Consider the following 2,568-nt stretch of genomic DNA (forward strand, 5'->3'; position numbering starts at 1 on the left):
GGAATCTGGAGGCTTCTGTGAGGTCCGCATGCTCAACGGAGCACACCCGCTAGTCTTCGGACCTCATTGCAAGCCGGATTGAACGAAGCCGCGGGACGGTCTGGCGCTATGGGGATTGTAGCCTGGAGGAGCGGCCGGGATCGTCGGTGCCAGGCTGGTGAAGGGCATTCACGATGCGGCGACAGCGAAGGATGGTGCGGTGGAAGACGGAACCGGGATGGCGCGAGCCGTCGGATAGGCTGCAGTGCTTTCTATCGCCGGGCTGGCTGCTTGCGGCTTTGTGCGGCGGGCCAAGGGTCGAGGTGCCGGCGCGCATGGCGACGGATACCGACCCGGGTGATGTGGACGCACCCGGCGTGATCATGAGGTGTCGTTCCAGAAGGGGCGCGGCGGTGCCTGGCCGCACCGCCAGACGGCGAGCGTGAACATTGGCTCTCCGCAGCAGGGGCAGCGATGCGCCGCCGCAAGGCGCTCGGCGGCGACAGCGGCGCTTTCGACATCCGGTTCGAGATTGTTCTGCTGCGATCCGGCCAGCAGCCTGCGGCACAGGTCGAGCTTGGCGGCGCGATTACCGTTGGCGAGGAAGCCGTAGTGGCGGATGCGATGGAAACCGTCGGGCAGCGTGTGCAGGAGAAAGCGACGGATGAACTCGTGCGCGTCGAGCGTCATGACCTTGGTCTTGCCGCGCTGACGATAGTCCCGCCAGCGGAACGCGACCCGATCGTCGGCCGTGCTGATCAGTCGGGAATTGGCGATGGCGACGCGATGGGTGTAGCGGCCGAGATAGGCCAGCACCTGCTTCGGCCCGCCCAAGGGCGGCTTGGCGTAGACGACCCATTGATAGCGACGAACCTCGGTGAGCAAGCAGACGAAGGCATCAGGCTTTGCCAAGTAGGCGAGATCGCCGAAGAAGCCCAGCCGACCCTTATCATAAGCCGCTCGGAGTTCCTCCAGAAAGAGACGGCGGAACAGGCGCGACAGCACACGCACGGGCAGGAAGAACCCCGGCCGGCAGGCGACCCATCGCCCTCCATCGAGGGAGATGCCGCCGCCCGGGACGATGCAATGGAGGTGGGGATGATAGGTGAGGTTCTGGCCCCAGCTGTGCAGCACCGCGATGAGACCGATCCCGGCGCCGAGATGTCTGGGATCTGCGGCGATGGTGCGCAACGTCTCGGCGGCCGCCTTGAACAGGATCGTGTACACCGCCGCCTTGTTCTGGAAGGCGATCGCGGCGATCTCGGTCGGCAGCGTGAACACCACGTGGAAATAGGGAACCGGCAGGAGCTCGTCCTGCCGCGCGGCGAGCCATTCCCGGCAGGCCTTTCCCTGGCACTTGGGGCAATGCCGGTTGCGACAGGAATTGTAGGCCACGCGGATCGCCCCGCAGGACCGGCAGCCCTCGACATGGCCGCCCAGTTCGGCGGTCCGGCACAACTCGATGGCGCTCATCGTACGGCGCTCGACGCGTCCGAGATGACCGTCATGAGCCTGCCGATACGCCTCGCCATGGCGGCGGAAGATATCCGCCACCTCCAGTCTCGCCGACATGGGCGGAACCGATCAGCCCGGTGGCACGACTTCGATGTTCAGCCGGTCGAGCGGGCTTGTCGTGCGCCGGATGAGGCCGTTCGAGACCTTTGTATAGCGCGCCGTCGAGGACAGATTGTTGTGGCCGAGCAGCACTTGGATAATGCGAATGTCGGTGCCGTTCTCAAGCAAATGCGTGGCGAAGCTGTGCCTGAGCGTGTGGACCGTCACACGCTTGTCGATGCCGGCGGCCGCACGCGCCGAGCGGCAGGCTGAATACAGCACCTGCACGTCGATGGGGCGATTTGCATCCCGGCCCGGAAACAGCCAGCCCTGCGGCTTCGCCAGTCGCCAGTAGACCCGCAGGATGCGCAGAAGCTGCGCCGACAGCATCACGGTGCGATCCTTGCCGCCCTTGCCGTGCTCGACCCGGATGACGCCGCGTTCGCTATCGATGTCGCCGACCTTCAGCCCGACGGTCTCCGAAGCGCGAAGGCCCGCGGCATAGGCCGTCGTCAAGGCGGTGCGCGTCTTCAGGCTCGGCACCGCCTCGAGAAAGCGGACAACCTCGTCGGCGCTGAGAACCACCGGCAGCGTGCGTGGAGCGCGGGCATAGGCGATCCGCTCAGGGATCTCGGCATGACCCAACGTCACGCCGTAAAAGAACCGCAGTGCGCACACCGTCTGGTTCAGCGCCGGCCACGAGATTCCGGTCGAGACCAGATGCACCTGGAAGGCGCGAACATCCTCCAGGTCAAGCCGGTCCGGGGATCGGCCACAGTAGCGGGAGAACTTCGCTACCGCGTGCACGTAGGATCGTTGCGTGGCCGGCGACAGATTGCGGATCGTCATGTCCTCGATCATGCGCCGGCGAAGCGGGCTCAACTCGGCCATCTCATTGCTCCTGTTCTCAAGGTTGCGCTTCAACAGCAGCAATCCTTCAAAACAGAAGCGTCATCCGCAAATCGGTGCACCAAATGCCGCGTCAGCGGCTTCGTTCAATCCCCCAAAGATTCAATTAATCACTGAAACGCTCTA

Annotated in this window: 2 protein-coding genes; both read right to left on the reverse strand. The window is 64.7% G+C overall.

What is annotated here, in order from left to right; all coding sequences use genetic code 11:
• Window positions 1-360: 360 nt before the first annotated feature.
• On the reverse strand, window positions 361-1,551 hold the full coding sequence (locus tag E5X88_RS33385) for an IS91 family transposase (RefSeq protein ID WP_292168521.1): 1,191 nt from the start codon (window positions 1,549-1,551) through the stop codon (window positions 361-363).
• 12 nt (window positions 1,552-1,563) lie between these two features.
• Window positions 1,564-2,424 (reverse strand): tyrosine-type recombinase/integrase, encoded by an 861-nt coding sequence (locus E5X88_RS33390; protein WP_292168523.1) that lies wholly within the window; start codon window positions 2,422-2,424, stop codon window positions 1,564-1,566.
• Window positions 2,425-2,568 lie beyond the last annotated feature (144 nt).

The sequence above is a fragment of the Mesorhizobium sp. genome (assembly GCF_004962245.1).
Lineage (GTDB): Bacteria > Pseudomonadota > Alphaproteobacteria > Rhizobiales > Rhizobiaceae > Mesorhizobium.

Excerpts from the sequence above, each read along its gene's own strand:
- E5X88_RS33385 (WP_292168521.1), bottom strand. The coding sequence starts at position 1,551 with ATGTCGGCGAGACTGGAGGTGGCGGATATCTTCCGCCGCCATGGCGAG.
- E5X88_RS33390 (WP_292168523.1), bottom strand. The coding sequence starts at position 2,424 with ATGGCCGAGTTGAGCCCGCTTCGCCGGCGCATGATCGAGGACATGACG.